The 17,221-nt window shown below is 67.6% G+C and carries 18 protein-coding genes; 4 read left to right on the top strand and 14 right to left on the bottom strand.

Annotated features, from left to right (window positions below; genetic code table 11):
- Positions 1-101: 101 nt before the first annotated feature.
- Together I0K15_RS08790 and I0K15_RS08795 are read right to left on the bottom strand one after the other, a co-directional pair.
- Complete coding sequence (locus tag I0K15_RS08790) at positions 102-776, bottom strand: GNAT family N-acetyltransferase (protein WP_196105061.1); 675 nt, start codon at positions 774-776, stop codon at positions 102-104.
- A gap of 95 nt (positions 777-871) precedes the next feature.
- Positions 872-1,435 (bottom strand): hypothetical protein, encoded by a 564-nt coding sequence (locus I0K15_RS08795; protein ID WP_196105062.1) that lies wholly within the window; start codon positions 1,433-1,435, stop codon positions 872-874.
- A gap of 197 nt (positions 1,436-1,632) precedes the next feature.
- Between I0K15_RS08795 and I0K15_RS08800 the strand changes: the two genes are divergently transcribed.
- Positions 1,633-2,076: a YcgN family cysteine cluster protein gene (locus tag I0K15_RS08800; protein ID WP_196105063.1), complete on the top strand. Its 444-nt coding sequence runs from the start codon at positions 1,633-1,635 to the stop codon at positions 2,074-2,076.
- The gene (locus I0K15_RS08805; protein ID WP_196105064.1) at positions 2,073-3,125 is read left to right on the top strand and encodes a threonine aldolase family protein; all 1,053 of its coding nucleotides are present in this window, start codon (positions 2,073-2,075) and stop codon (positions 3,123-3,125) included. Before I0K15_RS08800 ends, I0K15_RS08805 begins: the two co-directional genes overlap by 4 nt.
- A gap of 212 nt (positions 3,126-3,337) precedes the next feature.
- Here the strand turns inward: I0K15_RS08805 and I0K15_RS08810 are convergent, their stop codons facing one another.
- From I0K15_RS08810 to I0K15_RS08820, 3 genes are read right to left on the bottom strand one after another with little or no spacing between them, the layout of a single operon-like run.
- Complete coding sequence (locus I0K15_RS08810) at positions 3,338-4,129, bottom strand: alpha/beta fold hydrolase (RefSeq protein ID WP_196105065.1); 792 nt, start codon at positions 4,127-4,129, stop codon at positions 3,338-3,340.
- Positions 4,126-4,419 carry a hypothetical protein gene (locus tag I0K15_RS08815; RefSeq protein ID WP_196105066.1) on the bottom strand — a complete coding sequence of 98 codons (294 nt, stop codon included), beginning with the start codon at positions 4,417-4,419 and terminating at the stop codon, positions 4,126-4,128. The genes I0K15_RS08810 and I0K15_RS08815 overlap by 4 nt, the downstream gene beginning before the upstream one ends.
- Entirely contained in the window at positions 4,416-5,069 is a 654-nt protein-coding gene (locus I0K15_RS08820; RefSeq protein ID WP_230374359.1) for a 2-hydroxychromene-2-carboxylate isomerase, read from the bottom strand. Before I0K15_RS08820 ends, I0K15_RS08815 begins: the two co-directional genes overlap by 4 nt.
- A 90-nt stretch (positions 5,070-5,159) precedes the next feature.
- Here I0K15_RS08820 and I0K15_RS08825 point away from each other — a divergent pair, with 90 nt between their 5' ends.
- Positions 5,160-6,179, top strand: coding sequence for a ribose-phosphate pyrophosphokinase (locus I0K15_RS08825; protein WP_196105067.1), 1,020 nt, complete (start codon positions 5,160-5,162; stop codon positions 6,177-6,179).
- Positions 6,180-6,493: 314 nt separating this feature from the next.
- Here I0K15_RS08825 and I0K15_RS08830 read toward each other — a convergent pair whose 3' ends face one another.
- From I0K15_RS08830 to I0K15_RS08860, 7 genes are all read right to left on the bottom strand, one after another.
- Positions 6,494-6,844, bottom strand: coding sequence for an H-type lectin domain-containing protein (locus I0K15_RS08830; RefSeq protein WP_196105068.1), 351 nt, complete (start codon positions 6,842-6,844; stop codon positions 6,494-6,496).
- Between the two features lie 106 nt (positions 6,845-6,950).
- Positions 6,951-7,349 (bottom strand): ATP synthase F1 subunit epsilon, encoded by a 399-nt coding sequence (gene atpC / locus I0K15_RS08835; RefSeq protein WP_196105069.1) that lies wholly within the window; start codon positions 7,347-7,349, stop codon positions 6,951-6,953.
- Between the two features lie 9 nt (positions 7,350-7,358).
- Positions 7,359-8,783: a F0F1 ATP synthase subunit beta gene (gene atpD, locus I0K15_RS08840; protein WP_196105070.1), complete on the bottom strand. Its 1,425-nt coding sequence runs from the start codon at positions 8,781-8,783 to the stop codon at positions 7,359-7,361.
- Positions 8,784-8,804: 21 nt separating this feature from the next.
- On the bottom strand, positions 8,805-9,677 hold the full coding sequence (locus I0K15_RS08845; protein WP_196105071.1) for a F0F1 ATP synthase subunit gamma: 873 nt from the start codon (positions 9,675-9,677) through the stop codon (positions 8,805-8,807).
- A 25-nt stretch (positions 9,678-9,702) separates the two neighbouring features.
- A complete protein-coding gene (gene atpA / locus I0K15_RS08850; protein WP_196105072.1) occupies positions 9,703-11,241 on the bottom strand; it encodes a F0F1 ATP synthase subunit alpha in 1,539 nt (512 codons plus the stop codon).
- Entirely contained in the window at positions 11,241-11,801 is a 561-nt protein-coding gene (locus I0K15_RS08855) for a F0F1 ATP synthase subunit delta (RefSeq protein WP_196105073.1), read from the bottom strand. Before I0K15_RS08855 ends, atpA begins: the two co-directional genes overlap by 1 nt.
- Positions 11,802-12,033: 232 nt before the next feature.
- Positions 12,034-12,840: a class I SAM-dependent methyltransferase gene (locus I0K15_RS08860; RefSeq protein ID WP_196105074.1), complete on the bottom strand. Its 807-nt coding sequence runs from the start codon at positions 12,838-12,840 to the stop codon at positions 12,034-12,036.
- 64 nt (positions 12,841-12,904) lie between these two features.
- Here I0K15_RS08860 and gloB point away from each other — a divergent pair, with 64 nt between their 5' ends.
- Positions 12,905-13,672, top strand: coding sequence for a hydroxyacylglutathione hydrolase (gene gloB, locus I0K15_RS08865; protein WP_196105075.1), 768 nt, complete (start codon positions 12,905-12,907; stop codon positions 13,670-13,672).
- A 259-nt stretch (positions 13,673-13,931) separates the two neighbouring features.
- On the opposite strand, the gene I0K15_RS08870 is transcribed toward gloB, so the two are convergent.
- A complete protein-coding gene (locus I0K15_RS08870) occupies positions 13,932-15,245 on the bottom strand; it encodes a DUF3422 family protein (RefSeq protein WP_196105076.1) in 1,314 nt (437 codons plus the stop codon).
- Positions 15,246-15,313: 68 nt separating this feature from the next.
- Positions 15,314-17,134, bottom strand: coding sequence for a DNA mismatch repair endonuclease MutL (gene mutL, locus I0K15_RS08875; protein ID WP_196105077.1), 1,821 nt, complete (start codon positions 17,132-17,134; stop codon positions 15,314-15,316).
- Positions 17,135-17,221: the final 87 nt, after the last annotated feature.

Below are 17,221 nucleotides of genomic sequence, written 5' to 3' on the forward strand. Positions count from 1 at the left end.
CCGTGGGGAGGAGCGGGCGCTGCCCGGCCTGTCACCTGGGCGGGGCGTTGGAAGGGACGCGCAAGATCACCAAGGGATGAACTGCTTGATGGGGCGGTTTCCTACCGCAGCTCTTCCAGTCGCTGCTTCTGTCGCCCCTCCGCGTCGAAGTTTTCCGGTGCCAGCCAGGCCTCGAACGCCTGCTCCAACACCGGCCACTCGCTATTGAGCACCGAGAACCACGCCGTGTCGCGGTTTCGGCCCTTCGTCACCAGCGCCTGTCGGTGGGTGCCTTCATAGGTGAAGCCGAGCCGCTCCGCCGCCCGCCTCGACGGGGCGTTCAGGGCGTTGCACTTCCACTCGTAGCGGCGATAGCCGAGGCGGAAGGCCTCGCGCATCATCAGCCATTGCATCTCCGTCGTCGCCCGCGTGCGCTGGAGCGCGGGGGACAACGTAATATGGCCGATCTCGATGCTGCCAGCCTCCGGGTTGATCCGCAGGTAGCTGGCGAAGCCCAGTGCGCGCCCCTCGACCCGGATGGTGAAGAAGAGGGGGTCTTCGCCCGGCGCGATCTGTTCGAGATAGGCGCGCAGCTCGTCCTCCGACGCAAAGGGCCCGACGGTGAGATAGGACCACATGCGGTCGTCGGTGGAGAACGCCTGCCACAGGTCCGCCGCATCACGCATCGGATCGAGCGGCGCGAGGGTGCAGTAGCGGCCGGTCAAGGGCGTGCAGGCGGGTCGGGGCGGCGGCGTCCAGCCGGGGACCGGCGCGCCGAGGGGCGGATCGTGGGTCATGCCGCCATAGAGGCGGGGCGCCGTCCCTGCGGCAAGAGCGCGATTGTGCCCGATACGAAAGGCGGGTCCGGGGCGATCCCGGACCCGCCGATGGCTCAGAAGCGGTAAACCGCGCCGATCGTCAGCTGATCGGAATCGTCGATGAACTCGGCCTCGCCGGAGATCCCCAGTTGCGGCGTGATGTACTGGGTGTAGCCGATGGTGGTCACGACCTCCTCCTGATCGATCGCGTAGGCCAGCCCGCCCGACAGCACGCCGGATGCGCCGAGCGCCAGCTCACCGTCGACGCCGATCTCCACATCGGAGTCGTCGTCCTCAATGAAGCCCGCGTCCACGTCGACGAAGGTCAAGGCACCCGTCGCGCCGACCACGAAAGACGCGCCGCGCGCGAACACGTAGCGGTAGCCCACGCTGCCGAAGGTCAGCTCGACATCGACGCCCGGGATGTTGTCGTCCTCGGTGAAGCTGACATCACCGAAGATGCTGTTCTGCGGATCGAGCACGAACCGGCCGTCGATGCGGATGCCATCGAATTCCGGTCCGTCCCGATCGACCGTGGTGAACCCACCTCCGATGTAGGTCGAGTTGAGGTACTGATTGGCCTGGACCGCCCCCGGAACCAGAACCGTCGCTGCGCACAGTGCTGCGATTACCCTCATGATTTTGCCCCCTTTTAGTCTTGTGGCAACAGCCGACGCGTGGTCGGCGCTTCGGATAAGTGGGCCGCGCGCGGCTCAGGCAAGGCAACTGGGCGATGCAACCTCTGGTTGTGTCGCGAGAGGTACATCAGCTTTGGTTCAAAAGGCCGGGCCGACGTCGCATTGTCCGGGTGCGAAGGCGCTGATATGGCAGGCGGATGACCCTGCGCCCCGACTTCTGGACCCTGCCCCTCGACCGGTTGACCAAGCCGGAATGGGAGGCGCTGTGCGATGGCTGCGGGAAGTGCTGCCTCTTGAAGTTGGAGGATGAAGAGACGGGTGAGATCGAATGGACCTCGATCTCCTGCCGCCTCTTCGATCCGTCGACCTGCCGCTGCGGGAACTACGCGATGAGGAAGATGCTCGTGCCCGGCTGCGTGGTTCTGACGCCGGAGACGCTGCCCGAGATCGCGCACTGGATGCCCGAGACCTGCGCTTATCGCCGCTTGTCGGAGGGCCGCACCCTACCCGACTGGCACCCGCTGCTCACCGGACGGGCAGAGAGCGTGGCGGAGGCCGGGCATTCCATGGGCGGGCGCGTGACCCCGGAATACGAGGTCGACGAAGACGACTGGTTCGATCATGTGACGGAGGCTCCATGAACTTCGCATCCGACAATGCAGGCCCCGCGCATCCCGCGGTCTGGGCCGCGATGGCGGAGGCGGACCGCGGCGTGGCCGCGCCCTACGGCGCCGATCCGCTGACGCAGGAGGTCGTGGGACGGCTGCAAGAGCTCTTCGGAGTACCGGACGCGGCGGTAGCGCTGGTGAGCGTGGGCACGGCTGCGAACGCGCTGGCGCTCGCGTGCCTGTGCCCGCCCTGGGGCCGGACCCTGTGCCCCGACGTGGCGCATGTGGAGTGGGACGAATGCGGCGCGCCCGAGGCCTTCATCGGCGGGGGCAAGCTGGTGCTGGTGCCGAGCCGCGGGGGCAAGATCACGCCCGATGACCTGCGCGCAGCCATCGCGGCGGCGCCTCACGGCGTGCATTACGGCAAGCTCGCCGCCGTCACGATCTCCAACCTCAGCGAGATGGGGCGGGCGTGGACGCCGGACGAGGTCGGGGCGCTTGCCGAGGTCGCGCATGGTGCGGGACTGGCGCTTCACATGGACGGGGCGCGGTTTTCGAACGGGGTGGCAGCCGTAGGCTGCTCGGCGGCGGAGATGTTCGCGGCGGGGCTCGATGCGCTTTGCTTCGGCGGCACAAAGAACGGCCTGCCGGGGGTCGAGGCGGTGATCCTGCGGGACGGCGGCTTGCAGGAGGAGCTGGAGTTCCGGAGGAAGCGGGCGGGGCATCTGGTGTCGAAGCATCGGTACCTGGCGGCGCAGGTGACGGCGTATCTAGATGACGACCTGTGGCTTGCGAATGCGCGGGCAGCGAATGCAGCCGCGGCACGACTGGCCGAGGGGCTGCGCGCGGCGGGGGTGGAGATCACGGAGCAGGTGGACGGCAACCAGATCTTTGCCCGGATGCCGCGCAGGCTGCATGCGGAGCTGATGGCGGCGGGGGCGTCATACTACCTGTGGCCGGACGCGCCGGTGGACGGCGATCCAGGCGAGATGCTGGGCTGCCGCATGGTCTGCAACTGGGCGACGGAAGATGCCGAAATCGATGCGCTGCTGGGCGCGGTCGCGACGGTGCGGGCGGCTTGAGGCTGCGCCTGGGGTGAACGGGCGGTTTCGGTAGGAGGGTACTTCGAGGCGGTACCGCCCCGGACCTGATCCGGGGCCTTTGGTTGCGGAGCGCTTCGGTTGCTGAAAGGTCCCGGCGCTTTGGCCGGGACGGTTTAAAGGGTTGTCATGGTTGGGCTTGACCCGGCCATCTCCGGAGGAAAGAGATCCTCGGATCAGGTCGGAGGATGACGTCAGGCGGCCAGAAAACCCTTTAGGATCTCCGCGACCTCCGCCGCGTGGGTAATCGGGACCATATGGCCGGCGCCGTCGACCAGGTATGGCTCGACGCCGATGCGCTCACCGATCAGGCGGCAGATCGCGATGGCGGAGGGGCGGGTGGCGGCGCCCGCGATCAGGGTGACCGGCATCGGCAGGCCCGCGATGTCGTCGAGCGTGATCTGGTGGGGCGGGTGGCGCATCACATCCTCGGCGGAGGCAGTGATGAAGGGCATCAGGCGCTCGGCATAGCGGCGCTGGCGCTCGGGCGTGTCCTCCCACTTCGCGCCGTTGCCCCAGAGCGCGGTGAAGAGGCGGGCGGCTTCGGCGTTGTCACCACCCTCGAGCGCGCCGGCATAGGTCTGCGAGGCCGCGACCTCGACGGCGTAGAGCGGGTCGCTCGCGGTCTCGAGCAGATGGAACATCATGGGCTCGATCAGCGTGAGGCTCGCCACAGCCTCTGGCCGGTCGAGGGCGGAGCGCAGCATGACGCGACCGCCGAAGGAGTGGCCGACGAGGTGCGCGGGGCCGTCCCCGAGCAGGTCGAGCACGGCGTCGGCGGCCTGGCGTTGCGGGCTGCGGTTGGGGTCTGCCTGCGTGCCGCCGTGACCGGGCAGGTCCAGCGCCTCGGCCCGGACCTCACCGAGCTCCGCAAGCAGTGGCTTCCATCCCCCCGAATGGGCGAGGGAGCAGTGGGAGAAGAGGACGCGGGGGCCGCGCTCGCCCTGACGCAGCACCGCCGTCTCGATCCGACCGAGCATCGTCATGCGTCGAGCTCGCAGAGGTCGTGGTGGTCGTCGCTCGCCTCCACCACCTGCCCGTCGCGGAAGATCACATGGGCGTAGTGGGCGTGGGCGCCGGAGCCCACGTCGTAGCGATAGGAGCGGCATTCGACCGCCGGGTCGGTGCCGCGCGCGACCTGCGGGGCCGCCTCGCCCAGCACCGCGGTCACGTCCGACGCGCTCATGCCCGGGGAGAGGAACGCGACGCCGCTCTCGAAACCTCCCTGAACCGGGCCGCAGGCGGCTACGGCGAGCAGCGGGAGCAGTGCCCTCACGCCTCGCCCCGCGTCAGGTGCGCATCGAGATAGGCGAGGCGGTCCTGGCCCCAGTAGACCTCGTGATCCACGATATAGGTGGGCGCGCCGAAGACGTTGGAAGCCAGCGCCTCATCCGTGTTCCGCTCGAAGATGTCGAAGGCGCTCTGCAGATCGCGCTGCGCGATGCCGCCGTCAAAACCCGCATCCTCCAGGCACTTCTCCACGACGCTTTCGTGGGAGATGTCCTTCTCCTCCGCCCAGCAGGCCTTGAGCAGATTGAAGCTGAGCTTGCCGACATCGCCGCCGGGATGCTCGTGGGAGAACTCCTGCGCGTAGATCACGGCGGCCACAGCCGGTTTCGGGTCGGTGGGCCAGTGGGCGGGGCGGGGGTTGATGGGCATGCCGTTCATCTTGGCGATCCGCGCAAGCTCCTGCAGGCGGTAGGCCTGGCGCGACTCGTGGCGCTTGGGCACCGGTGGCGTGCCGTGCGCGGCAAAGACGCGCATCAGATCGAAGGGCTTGTAGTTGATCTTCGCGTTGTGGCGCGCGGCGACCTCCTCCAGCCGCAGTCCGGCGAGGTAGGTGAAGGGCGAAAGGGGGAAAAGGTAGTAGTCGATCACGGCCACGGCGAAGGCCTCCCTGTCCTTGGTGTCATTGTCTGGCCACATAGGCTTTGCAGTGGTGTCGCACAGTGCTATTGCGCGGCGCAACAGCCGCCCGGTCGAGGACCCGCCATGCCGCCCAAGAGGACCGCTCCCATGAAAGCCGACATCAACCTCAAACTGATCTCCGGCAATGCCAACCGGACCCTGGCCGAAATTGTGGCCCGCCGCATGAGCGTCTATCGCGGCGCGCCGGTGACGCTCGCCAATGCGCGGGTGGAACGGTTCAACGACAAGGAGATCTTCGTCGAGGTCTTCGATAATGTCCGCGACGAGGACATGTTCATCATCCAGTCGACGTCGAACCCGGCGAACGACAACCTGATGGAGCTGCTCATCATGGCGGACGCGCTGCGCCGCTCCTCGGCCCAGCGGGTGACGGCGGTGATGCCGTATTTCGGCTATGCGCGGCAGGACCGGCGGACGGCGGCGCGCACGCCGATCTCGGCCAAGCTGGTGGCGAACCTGATCCACCAGGCGGGCGTCGACCGGGTACTGACGATGGACCTGCATGCGGGGCAGATCCAGGGCTTCTTCGACATTCCGGTGGACAACCTCTATGCCGCGCCGGTCTTCGCGCTCGACATCAAGGCGAACTTCCCGGATCTCGGCGAGGTGACGGTGGTCTCCCCGGATGTGGGCGGCGTGGCGCGGGCGCGGGAACTTGCCAAGCGGATCGGGGCGGGCCTCGCCATCGTGGACAAACGCCGCTCCAAGCCCGGCGAGATCGAGGAGATGATGATCATCGGGGACGTGAAGGACCGGACCTGTATCATCGTCGACGACATCTGCGACACGGCCGGCACGCTCTGCAAGGCGGCGGAGCTGTTGCAGAAGGAAGGCGGCGCGAAGGAGGTGCACGCCTATATCTCCCACGGGGTGCTGTCGGGGCCCGCGGTGGGCCGGATCGGGTCGTCGGTGCTCAAGTCACTGGTGGTGACGGACTCGATCGAGCAGCCGGCGCCGGTGCGGGAGGCCGCGAATATCCGCGTGGTGCCGATCGGGCCGATGTTCGCGCAGGCGATCCTCAACATCTCGAACGGGACGAGCGTAAGCTCGCTGTTCAAGGAAGAGACGCTGGGTCCGATCTACGAGGCGTTCTATCCGCTGGGGTGACGTGTGGCGCTATCTTCGGGCGTGGAGATGCTCCGGTCGAGCCGGAGCATGACGGTTTGGCACAGTGGGTCGTGAGGGGTGTCATACCGCCCGGAATTAAGCCGAAGGCGCCGGGCGAGCGCCTGCCCGTCCCGGCGGGCTGGCACTTTGCAGTGGGGCGCCTTGATCGCAGCCAGCACTGACTTTGCTGAGATAAAGTGCGTCGCTCGAAGGTCACAGCGCCATCCCACGGGCAGGCGCGCGCCCGGCTTACGTTTCGTTAACGGAGATGAACGGCGGCTTAGGCTTGTTCGCTGCTGGTCAGAGGCAGGGCCTCACACGTCCCACGTTTCTTCCGGATCGCCCAGGGTGCCGATGGCTTGCCAGCGGAGGCCGAGGCGGGCGATGCGGGTGTCTTCCCAGATGTCGGCGGCGATCGTGAAGCCGTCCGCTGCTACGGCCTCCACACGCAGGTTCAGGCGCAGATAGGCGGCGTTGTGGGCGTCGATCAGGGTGGGGGAGACGGTGACGGAAGGAGCGTCCTCGAAGCTCTCGGAGAAGAAGACCTTCTTCTCGACAGTCCGCTCTCCGGTGCCGCTCCACATCTCCGTCTCCGCCTCGAAGTGATCGAAGAGAAGTACGAAGCCGTCCTCGACGCCGATCGGGGTGCTGCTGAACCGTTTCATGGGGCGAGCCTTGCAGAAGGCACCCCCGAGGTCGAGTGACGGGGCGCACACAGGAAAAGGGCCCGCACCTTTCGGCACGGGCCCCTTCGCACAAAGAAACGCCGGATCAGAGACCGAGCTGCTGCTTGAGGAAGCGCGCGTGGTTCACGCGCTGGTTCAGCGTGATCTTCTGATCGTCGGCGCAGTCGAGCGCGGCCTTCTCGGCCTCGTCGATCACGCGGTCGATCCAGTCGGTGGTGCAGCCGTCGCGGGAGGTCGCCTGCTCGACCAGCACCGACACACCCTCCGGCCCGATCTCGGCGAAGCCGTTGCTCACGACGTAATCGTGCGACTGCCCGTTCTCGGTCACGGTGAGGAAGCCCGGCCGCAGCAGGGTGAGCACCGGGGCATGGTTCGGCATCACCGTCATCTCCCCCTCCTCACCGTGGATCTGGACCTTCTCGACCTGGGCGGAGTGCAGGCTCCGCTCAGGGCTGACGAGGTCGAACTGCATGGTGTCGGCCATGATGCCCCCTTATGCCGCGTCGGCGGCGAGTTTCTCGGCCTTCGCGATCACGTCCTTGATGCCGCCGACCATGTAGAAGGCGGCCTCGGGCAGATCGTCGTGCTCACCGGCGACCACGGCCTTGAAGGACGCGATCGTGTCCTCCAGCGGCACCTGGATGCCCGGCGAACCGGTGAAGACCTCGGCCACATCGAAGGGCTGGGAGAGGAAGCGCTGGATCTTGCGCGCCCGGCTCACCGTCAGCTTGTCCTCCTCGGAGAGTTCGTCCATGCCGAGGATCGCGATGATGTCCTGCAGCGACTTGTAGCGCTGAAGGATCCCCTGCACGTCGCGCGCGACCTGGTAGTGCTCCTCACCCACGACCTGCGGATCGAGGATCCGGGAGGTGGAGTCGAGCGGATCCACCGCCGGATAGATCCCGAGCTCGGAGATCGCACGGCTGAGAACCGTGGTCGCGTCGAGGTGGGCGAAGGACGTTGCCGGCGCGGGGTCGGTCAGGTCGTCCGCGGGCACGTAGATCGCCTGCACCGAGGTGATCGAACCGGCCTGCGTCGAGGTGATCCGCTCCTGCATCTGGCCCATGTCGGTGGCCAGCGTCGGCTGGTAGCCCACTGCGGACGGAATGCGGCCGAGAAGTGCGGACACCTCGGACCCGGCCTGGGTGAAGCGGAAGATGTTGTCGACGAAGAACAGAACGTCGGTCCCGGACTGGTCGCGGAACTGCTCTGCCATGGTCAGGCCGGACAGGGCGACGCGGGCACGCGCACCCGGCGGCTCGTTCATCTGGCCGTAGACGAGGGCCACCTTGGACTTCGTCAGGTCCTCGGCGTTGATGACGCCGGATTCGATGAATTCGTAGTAGAGATCGTTGCCCTCACGGGTCCGCTCACCCACGCCGGCGAACACGGAATAGCCCGAGTGCACCTTTGCGATGTTGTTGATGAGCTCCTGGATGAGAACCGTCTTGCCCACGCCCGCACCGCCGAAGAGGCCGATCTTGCCGCCCTTGGAGTAGGGGGCGAGCAGGTCGATCACCTTGATGCCGGTGACGAGGATCTCCGACGAGGTGGACTGCTGTTCGAAGGTCGGTGCTTCGCCGTGGATCGAGCGATACTCGGACGCCTCGACCGGGCCCTTCTCGTCCACGGGGGCGCCGACCACGTTCATGATCCGGCCCAGCGTCGCGTCGCCGACAGGCACCTTGATGGGCTCACCGGTGTCGGTTGCGGCCTGACCGCGCACGAGACCCTCGGTGGAGTCCATCGCGATGGTGCGTACGGTGTTCTCGCCCAGGTGCTGCGCGACCTCGAGCACCAGCTCGTTGCCGTTGTTGTCGGTCTTCAGTGCGCTCAGGATCGCAGGCAGGTGGTCGTCGAATTGCACGTCGACGACTGCACCGATCACCTGGGTAATCTTTCCGGCAGCTTCAGCCATGTCTCGTTTCTCCAGTCGTCCTTAGAGCGCCTCGGCGCCCGCAATGATTTCGATGAGTTCCGTCGTGATCGCGGCCTGGCGCGAACGGTTGTACTCGATTGTCAGCTTGTCGATCATCTCGCCCGCGTTGCGCGTCGCGTTGTCCATGGCGGTCATCCGCGCGCCCTGCTCGGAGGCGGCGTTTTCCAGGAGCGCCCGGAATATCTGCGTTGCGACCGAGCGCGGCAGCAGGTCGGCGAGGATCGCCTCTTCCTCCGGCTCGTAGTCGTAGAGCGCGCTGGCCGGATCGACCTCGCCCTCGACCTGCGCGGGGATGATCTGCTGCGCGGTGGGGCGCTGCGTGATCACGTTCTCGAACGCACCGTAGAACACGGTGGCCACGTCAAACTCGCCCGCGTTGAAGCGGGACAGCACGTTGTCCGCGATCTCGGCCGCGTTGTCGTAGCCGACGCGCTTCACGTCGCTGAGGTCGATGTGATCGATCAACAGATCGCGCCGGTCCCGGCGGAGCTGTTCGCGCCCTTTCTTGCCGACGGTGACGATCTTGACCGTCTTGCCCTCGCCCAGCAGCCGCTGGATGTGCTGGCGGGCAAGCTTCACGATGTTGGAGTTGAAGCCGCCGCACAGCCCCCGCTCCGCCGTCGCGACAATCAGCAGGTGGACCTCCTCCTTGCCGGTTCCGCGCAGCAGGAGCGGCGCGGTGGCGCTGTCCTTGGCGCCCGCGGCAAGGTTGCCCAGCACCGCCTCCATGCGCTCGGCATAGGGTCGGGCCATTTCGGCTGCTTCCTGCGCGCGGCGCAGCTTCGCCGCGGCGACCATCTGCATCGCCTTCGTGATCTTCCGGGTCGACTTGACGGAGTCGATCCGGTTTTTCAGGTCCTTGAGGCTCGGCATATGCCTTGCTCCCCCCTATTCCGGATCAGGCGAACGTCTTGGCGAAACCGTCGATGACGGACTTGATCTTGTCCTCGAGCTCGCCTGCGACCTTGCGGTCGTTGTCGCGGATGTCGTCCAGAAGGTCCTGATGGTTGTTGCGCAGGTCGTTGAGCAGGCCCTGCTCGAAGGGCTTGACCTGGCTGACCTTCAGATCGTCGAGGTAACCCTTGGTGCCCGCGTAGATCACAATGACCTGCTCCGCGTTGGTCAGCGGCGAATACTGCTGCTGCTTGAGGAGCTCGGTCAGGCGCGCGCCGCGGTTCAGCAGCTTCTGCGTCGAGGCGTCGAGGTCGGAGCCGAACTGTGCAAAGGCCGCCATCTCGCGGTACTGCGCCAGCTCCAGCTTGATCGAGCCTGCGACCGACTTCATCGCCTTGGTCTGGGCGGAGGAGCCCACGCGGCTCACCGAGAGGCCGGTGTTCACCGCCGGGCGGATGCCCTGGTAGAACAGCTCGCTCTCGAGGAAGATCTGGCCGTCGGTGATCGAGATCACGTTGGTCGGGATGTAGGCCGACACGTCGCCGCCCTGCGTCTCGATGATCGGCAGTGCGGTCAGGGAACCCGCGCCGTGATCCTCGTTCAGCTTCGCCGAACGCTCCAGCAGGCGGGAGTGCAGATAGAAGACGTCGCCCGGGTAGGCTTCGCGGCCCGGCGGACGGCGGAGCAGTAGGGACATCTGGCGGTAGGAGACGGCCTGCTTGGACAGGTCGTCATACACGATCACGGCGTGCATGCCGTTGTCGCGGAAATACTCGGCCATCGCGGTCGCGGAGTATGGTGCGAGATACTGCAGCGGGGCAGGCTCGGACGCGGTCGCTGCGACGACGATGGAGTACTCCATCGCGCCCGTCTCCTCCAGCTTCTTCACGAGCTGGGCGACGGTGGACCGCTTCTGACCGACGGCGTTGTAGATGCAGTAGAGCTTCTTGCTCTCATCATCGCCCGCGGCGTCGTTGTAGGACTTCTGGTTCAGGATCGCGTCGAGGGCCACGGCGGACTTGCCGGTCTGGCGGTCGCCGATGATCAGCTCGCGCTGGCCGCGGCCGATCGGGATCAGGGCGTCGATCGCCTTGAGGCCGGTCGCCATCGGCTCGTGCACGGACTTCCGCGGGATGATGCCCGGCGCCTTCACGTCGGCAACGCGGCGCTCGGCCTCCTCGATCGGGCCCTTGCCGTCGAGCGGGTTGCCCAGCGCGTCAACGACGCGGCCCAGCAGGCCCTTGCCTACGGGCACGTCCACGATGGAGCCGGTGCGCTTGACGGTGTCGCCTTCCTTGATCTCGGCGTCCGAGCCGAAGATCACGATGCCGACATTGTCGATCTCGAGGTTGAGGGCCATGCCCCGGACACCGCCCGGGAACTCGACCATTTCACCGGCCTGCACGTTGTCGAGGCCGTGGGCGCGGGCGATGCCGTCACCCACCGAGAGGACGCGGCCCACCTCGGCGACTTCGGCCTCCTGACCGAAATTCTTGATCTGCTCCTTGAGGATCGCAGAAATTTCCGCGGCTTGGATTGCCATTATCCGACCTCTTTCATGGTGTTTTGCAGTGCGGCGAGCTTCGTGCGGATCGAGCTGTCGATCATGCGCGAGCCCACCTTGACGATGAGACCGCCGATGATGCCCTCATCAACGGTCGTGTTCAGTGCGACGTCCCGGCCGACGCTGTCCTTCAGCGCCTTCGCCAGCGCCTCGGTCTGGGCCTTGGTCAGCGGCTTGGCGGAGGTGACCAAGGCCGTGATCTCGCCGCGCGCCTCGGCGGCCAGCGCCTTCACCGCGGTGATCACGTCCTTGAGGACGAAGAGCCGGCGGTTGGCGGCCATCAGGGCCAGCGTGTTGCGAACGGTGTTGCCGAGGTTCATGGCCTCGCCCAGTGCGCGCATGGCGCTCTGCTGATCCTCGCGGCTGTAGATGGGCGAGGTGAGCAGTTCGCGCAGATCGGCGCTTTCACCGATGGCGGCTTCGAGGGCGTTCAGGTCATTCTCGACCTCGGTCAGTGCATTCTCTTCCTGGGCCAGCTCGAACAGGGCGGTGGCGTAGCGTCCTGAAATTCCGGAAACGTGAGCGGATGTAGAGGCCAAGGGGCACCCCTTCCTTAGGCGGACCGCCGGACATGGCAAAAGGCCCGCAGTGGTTCATGACCGGCCGGAACGGCGGCCTGCGGATGAAACTGCGCGGGTGATAGCAGAGGTGTTGCGACCACGCAATATGCCCGGGCGGGAAGTCGCCGACGGATGAAATTGTTCTTTTTCAGATGGTTAGCTATGCTCCTGCGACATATAGGCAGAAAGTCGCGGGGCGAAACGCGGTATTTCACCGGACGGGATGAGGGCGAATCCCGCGTTCCTGCGCGGGGCTGACCAGACCGGCCCGCCCGGGCGACGGCTTGGGCTGCGGTGCGGCCAGTCCGCCGAGGAGCGCGATGGGGCTGCGGGCCTCCTTCTTCGGGCCGCGCGGCAGGGCGTGGACCTGCTTGACCGCCTCCACGATCAGCGCGCCGCCGAGGCGGTAGGCCTTGAGCCGCCGGCCCAGCCGCTCCGCCCCGCCCTGCATCCGGATGAGGAAGCGGCGGTGGGAGGGCGGCATGTAGAGCGCGGCCGTGTGCTCCTCCGGCTCGAAGCGATGAGTGCGCAGTTGCGCGTCGAGCTGGCCGAAGCTGTAGGGGCGTCCGTGGCCGAACGGTGTGACGTCGCGCTGCGCCCAGATACCGGTGCGGTTCGGCACGATGAAGACGACACGGCCGCCGGGGGCGAGGACCCGCCAGATCTCCTCCAACAGCGCGCCGGGTCGCTCGCAGGTCTCGAGCCCGTGGGCGACAATGATCCGGTCGATAGAGGCGGCCTGCATGGGCCAGTGCGTCTCCTCCACCAGGGCGGAGAGGTTGGGCTGCCCGGCGGGCCAGGCCATGACGCCCTGCGGTGCGGGCATGAAGCTCATCACCCGCTCCGCCTCGCCGAGGAACGGGCGCAGGAACGGGGCGGCGAAGCCGAAGCCCACGACGCTCTGCCCGCTCACATCGGGCCAGAGGGTGCGCAGGCTGCGCTGGAGGGCCGACTGCGCACCGCGACCCAGCCGCGTGCGGTAGTAGAAGGCCTTCAGGTCCACGACATCGAGATGCATTGCCTTAGATCGCCCGATGAACCAACGTCACACGCGACCCTAATTCAGGACGGAGCCCCGCACCATGGCCCTCGACATCCAGACCGTGCCCTGCCTTTCGGATAACTACGCCTACGTGCTGCGGGATGCGGGAACGGGGACGGTCGCCGTGGTCGACGTGCCGGAGGCCGCGCCGCTGATCGAGGTGCTGGAGACGCGGGGGCTGGGTCTCGACCTGATCCTGATCACCCATCACCACGACGACCACATCGCGGGGGTCGATGAGCTGCGCTCGAAGTATGGCGCGAAGGTCGTGGGGGCGAAGGCCGACGCGCACCGCCTGCCCCGGCTCGACGTGGCAGTGGAAGAGGGCGACACGGTCGAGGTCGGCGGCAGCGCGGGCCGGGTGATGGACGTGTCAGGCCACACGGTGGGGCACATCGCCTACCACTTCGCGGACAGCGACGCGGTGTTCTCCGCCGACAGCCTGATGGCTTTGGGCTGCGGGCGGCTGTTCGAGGGGGACGGGCCGATGATGTGGAAAAGCATGGAGAAGTTCATCGCCTTGCCCGACTCCACCATTGTCTATTCCGGACACGAGTACACGCAGTCGAACGCGAAGTTCGCGCTGAGCATCGAGAGCGGGAATGCGGATCTGAAGGCGCGGGCCGAGCGGATCGACGCGGCACGGGCGAACGGCCAGCCGACGGTGCCCTCCTCGCTGGCCGAGGAGAAGGCGACCAATCCGTTCCTGCGCGCCCATGTGGACAGCGTGAAGGAGGCGGTCGGGATGGTAGGCGCAGATGCAGCAGCGGTTTTCACCGAGGTCCGCAAGCGGAAGGACAACTTCTGAGCGCAGAGAGCCGCGCCCGACCTGGGGGGCGCTTGCAGTCGGGTGCTGAAAGGTCCGGGACCTCAAGCATCGACGGCGCTTAAACGATGAACGACATCGCCAACGCGCCCTCGGGGGGGGGGTCGGGCGCGGCCCGGCCTGTCAGCTGGGCGCGAGGGTAGTGTGATGCACCACCACCCCGGACCTGATCCGGGGTCTTTTGCTACCGAGCGCTTCGTTCTGAACGGTCCCGGCACTTCGGCCGGGACGGTGGGTATCGCTATCCTGCGTCCGTTCCACGCTCCAGGCGTTTGCGCATGCGGCGCAGGAGGGTCCAGACGAGGATGACGACGGGGGGTGTGATGAGGGCGAGGACGGTGCCTTCGCCCAAGCCCACCGACGCGCCCAGGGGTTCGACGACATAGGCCACCAGCCCGACCGCGTAGTAGCTGATCGCGACGACCGACAGGCCCTCGACCGTCTGCTGGAGGCGGAGTTGCATCGCCGCGCGGTTGTTCATGCTCAGCAGCAGGTCGGCGTTCTGCCGGGCGAGGCCCACGTCGACGCGGGTGCGCAGGAGGTTCGCCGCACGCTCCGTCCGCTGGGCGAGGCCGACGAGGCGGCGCTCGGCGCTTTCACAGGTGCGCATCGCAGGCTCGAAGCGGCGCATCATGAACTCGCCGAAGGTCTGGCGACCGGAGACGCGCTCCTCCCGCATGACCTTGATGCGCTGGTTGACGATGGCGGCGTAGGCGCCGCGGGCGCCGAAGCGGAAGGCGGTGTCGGCACCGATGCGCTCGATCTCCGCCGACATGGCGAGGAGGCGGTCGAGCGTCTCGGCATCCTCGCCGTCATGGCCGGACATCTCGGCGACGAGGCTGGAGAGATCCTTGTCGAGCTCGATGACCTTGGCGGCCACCTCGCGGCCCGTGGGCAGGGCGAGGAGCGCGGCGGTCTTGTAGGTCTCGATCTCCAAGAGGCGCTGGACGATGCGGCCCGTGCGCTGCGCCCCGATCCCCTTGGCAAGCAGGACGGCCATGCGGATATGGCCGCTCTCCTGCATCCGGAAATCGCTGACGATCATCGCGGCATCGTCGACGACGCGGCTGACCGACAGGCTCTCGTTGGAGAAATGATCAGAGAGGCCGTCGGCGAGGCGCGCCTCGGCCTCGGCCATGTCGGCGACCTGCTCGACCCGCACGAGGGCGGACGTGAGCAGCGTACCCGGCGCGCTCGCCAGCCAATCCTCCGGGAACATCGCGAAGAGTTCCCCGGAATAGGGCCGGTCGCCGAGGCCGTCGGTGAAGAGGGTGTAGGTCATGAACTCCGTGTGCCGCTCCCATTTCAGGAACGCGCGACCGACGGGGCCGGACCAGTGATTGGCACCGGGCGCGGGATGCTGCGCGCCGAAGCGGTCGAGGAGCGCGCGCAGATGGGCGCGGTCGGCCTCGGGGTCCCGCTCCGCCCCACCCTCGGACATGACGGCGACATGCGCGGCGCGGGCGGGCGCGCGCAGGCTCGGGAACGGGCGCGCGTGCAGCTCATTTGAGAGCGCTACGCGGTCGGGATGGTCGGTCAGGGCGGTGAGGCTCATCGGCGCGTCCCGTTGTGGCGGTTGCGCACAATGGTTGCGCAGAGCGCGCGAAACTCAAGTGCGGCGGCTCAGCGCCCGAACAGACGCTCGATGTCGGAGAGCTTCAGCTCCACGTAGGTGGGCCGACCGTGGTTGCACTGGCCGGAGAAGGGGGTGGCCTCCATCTCCCGCAACAGCGCGTTCATCTCCTCGGCCTGCATCCGGCGGCCGGTGCGGACCGAGCCGTGACAGGCGACGCGGGACAGGATGGCGTCGATCCGCTCGGCGATGGCGCGGGTTTCACCCTTGTCCACAAGCTCGTCGAGCACGTCGCGCAGGATGGCGGCCCCGTCGGCCTGGCCGAGCAGCGCGGGGATCGACTGGACCGCGATGGCGGAGGGGCCGAAGGGCTCGATGGCGAGGCCAAGGGCGGCTAGGCCCTCGGCCACGGCGAGCAGGCGGTCGCGGTCGGAGGTGGAGAGCTCCACGATGTCGGGGATCAGCAGCGCCTGCGACGCCACGCCGCGTTCGGCGTACTGGGTCTTGAGCCGCTCGTAGACGAGGCGTTCGTGCGCCGCGTGGGCATCGACGAGGACCATGCCGTCGGCAGTCTGGGCGACGATCCAGTTCTCGTGCAGGTGCGCGCGGGCGACGCCGAGGGGATGCTCGGCGGGGGCCTCGGGCGTTTCGTCGATGACCTCCGGTTCGACGCGGGCGCTGGACCAGCCCGGGGCCGCTTCGGCGAAGCCTTCCGGCGCCTGCGCCTGGTAGGACGCGGTGCGGGCGCCGAGGGAGGGGCGATCCATCTGGTAGACCGGCGCCGTCGGGCCTGGGCGGATCGCACCGAGGGTCGCGTCGGAGACGGTGGAGGAGGCGCGGTGCCCTGCCCCGGCCAGCGCGTGTTTCAGCGCGGAGACGATGAGGCCGCGGGCAAGGCCCGGCTCGCGGAAGCGGACCTCGGTCTTGGCGGGGTGCACGTTCACATCCACACGTTCCGGTGGGCAGGTGAGGAAGAGGACGGCGGCGGGGTGGCGGTCGCGGGAGAGCACGTCGGCATAGGCGGCGCGGAGGGCGCCGACCAGCACCTTGTCCCGGACCGGACGGCCGTTGACGAAGAGGAACTGGGTAACAGCCGCGCCGCGTGAGTAAGTCGGCAGAGCCGCGAAGCCTGTGAGGCGGATGCCCTCGCGCTCCGCCTCGATCTCCAGCGCGTTGGCGCGGAAGTCGCGGCCGAGCACGGCCTCCATCCGACTCGCCGCATCGCCCCGCTCGGCGGAGAAGGTGACGCGCCCTTCGCCGCCGCCAGACACGTCGCGCAGGGTGAAGGAGACGGCGGGGGCGGCGAGTGACAGGCGTTTGATGACCTCGGAGATCGCCTGCATCTCTGCCCGGTCCGTGCGCAGGAACTTCAGCCGGGCGGGCGTGGCATGGAAGAGGTCGCGAACCTCGACCACGGTGCCGGAGCGCAGGGTGCAGGGGGCGACGGGCTCCATCGTGCCACCGCTCACGCGGATCTCCCACGCCTCCGCATCTGCCGTGCGGCTCGCGATGCGCAGGCGGGCAACCGCGCCGATGGAGGGCAGCGCCTCGCCCCGGAAACCGAAGGAGCGGATGTTGATGAGGTCGTCGCCGTCGAGCTTCGACGTGGCATGGCGGCTAAGCGCCAGCGCCAGTTCGTCCTTCGGAATGCCGTGGCCATCGTCGGTGACGCGGATCAGGGTCTTGCCGCCCTCGGCCACCGCGATCTCGATGCGCGTGGCACCGGCGTCGAGCGCGTTCTCCACCAGCTCCTTCACCGCGCTCGCCGGCCGTTCGACGACCTCCCCGGCGGCGATCCGGTTCGATGCGCGGGCGTCAAGCTGGCGGATCGCACGGCGTTCGGAGCTTATGTTGCGGTCGAGATGCGTCATGCCACTAGGGATAGCATCTCGGCAGCGAGTCGCCCACCCGAAAGCTGCGCGAAAGAACCGGAATATCTGCCCCAGCGTAACTGATAA

The sequence above is a fragment of the Pontivivens ytuae genome, assembly GCF_015679265.1.
Classification (GTDB): domain Bacteria; phylum Pseudomonadota; class Alphaproteobacteria; order Rhodobacterales; family Rhodobacteraceae; genus Pontivivens; species Pontivivens ytuae.